The 1,036-nt window shown below is 50.9% G+C and carries 1 rRNA gene; it reads right to left on the bottom strand.

What is annotated here, in order from left to right:
* Nucleotides 1-1,036: ribosomal RNA gene (locus BM017_RS28725) — 23S ribosomal RNA — on the bottom strand; the annotation flags it as partial.

The following is a 1,036-nucleotide window of genomic DNA, read 5'->3' on the forward strand; positions in this document are numbered from 1 at the left end:
CTGAAGCTTAGAAGCTTTTCTTGGAAGCATGGCATCAACCACTTCGTCACCTAAAAGGTAACTCGTCATCAGCTCTCGGCCTTAAGATCCCGGATTTACCTAAGATCTCAGCCTACCACCTTAAACTTGGACAACCAACGCCAAGCTGGCCTAGCCTTCTCCGTCCCTCCATCGCAATAACCAGAAGTACAGGAATATTAACCTGTTTTCCATCGACTACGCTTTTCAGCCTCGCCTTAGGGACCGACTAACCCTGCGTCGATTAACGTTGCGCAGGAAACCTTGGTCTTTCGGCGTGGGTGTTTTTCACACCCATTGTCGTTACTCATGTCAGCATTCGCACTTCTGATACCTCCAGCAAGCTTCTCAACTCACCTTCACAGGCTTACAGAACGCTCCTCTACCGCATCACTTACGTGATACCCGTAGCTTCGGTGTATGGTTTGAGCCCCGTTACATCTTCCGCGCAGGCCGACTCGACTAGTGAGCTATTACGCTTTCTTTAAAGGGTGGCTGCTTCTAAGCCAACCTCCTAGCTGTCTAAGCCTTCCCACATCGTTTCCCACTTAACCATAACTTTGGGACCTTAGCTGACGGTCTGGGTTGTTTCCCTTTTCACGACGGACGTTAGCACCCGCCGTGTGTCTCCCATGCTCGGCACTTGTAGGTATTCGGAGTTTGCATCGGTTTGGTAAGTCGGGATGACCCCCTAGCCGAAACAGTGCTCTACCCCCTACAGTGATACATGAGGCGCTACCTAAATAGCTTTCGAGGAGAACCAGCTATCTCCGAGCTTGATTAGCCTTTCACTCCGATCCACAGGTCATCCGCTAACTTTTCAACGGTAGTCGGTTCGGTCCTCCAGTTAGTGTTACCCAACCTTCAACCTGCCCATGGATAGATCGCCCGGTTTCGGGTCTATTCCCAGCGACTAGACGCCCTATTAAGACTCGCTTTCGCTACGCCTCCCCTATTCGGTTAAGCTCGCCACTGAAAATAAGTCGCTGACCCATTATACAAAAGGTACGCAGTCACC

This window comes from Pseudomonas sp. NFPP04, from assembly GCF_900113815.1.
GTDB lineage: Bacteria > Pseudomonadota > Gammaproteobacteria > Pseudomonadales > Pseudomonadaceae > Aquipseudomonas > Aquipseudomonas extremorientalis.